This window comes from Secundilactobacillus malefermentans DSM 5705 = KCTC 3548 (assembly GCF_001436395.1).
Taxonomy (GTDB): domain Bacteria; phylum Bacillota; class Bacilli; order Lactobacillales; family Lactobacillaceae; genus Secundilactobacillus; species Secundilactobacillus malefermentans.
Genome location: NZ_AZGJ01000148.1, coordinates 1 through 311, shown reverse-complemented (window position 1 = coordinate 311; position 311 = coordinate 1). Strand labels below are relative to the sequence as shown.

The 311-nt window shown below is 37.9% G+C and carries 1 protein-coding gene; it reads left to right on the top strand.

Features of this window, described 5'->3' with window-relative positions; genetic code table 11:
- Positions 1 to 7: 7 nt before the first annotated feature.
- Positions 8 to 311, top strand: a 304-nt coding sequence (locus FD44_RS10235; protein ID WP_082618790.1) for a hypothetical protein, incomplete at its 3' end; no start/stop codon positions are given.

Here is a 311-nt window from a genome sequence, read left to right as displayed (position 1 = left end):
GATCCAGATGAGGACTAATGACTTAGTCAGCCTATACGTTAGTTTTGTAGAAACTAACGGTGGCAAGTCTCGATCAGTTTTAATTCGTCGGGTATCAGAACAGACGGTCGAGGTTTTTAAAATTACTAGTCAGTATGAAAAGAAGTCGGCTTATATCAAGCAACAATATTATCCGATTCAAGATTGGCAATCCGCTGGGTTGAAGAAACCTTCCTGGGTCGATCTTGGTAATATTTATCGCTTTCCCAAAGCCGGTTTAAACTTTAAAGAAATCGGTCATTTAAGTAAGCTAGATCAAAATAAAATTTCAG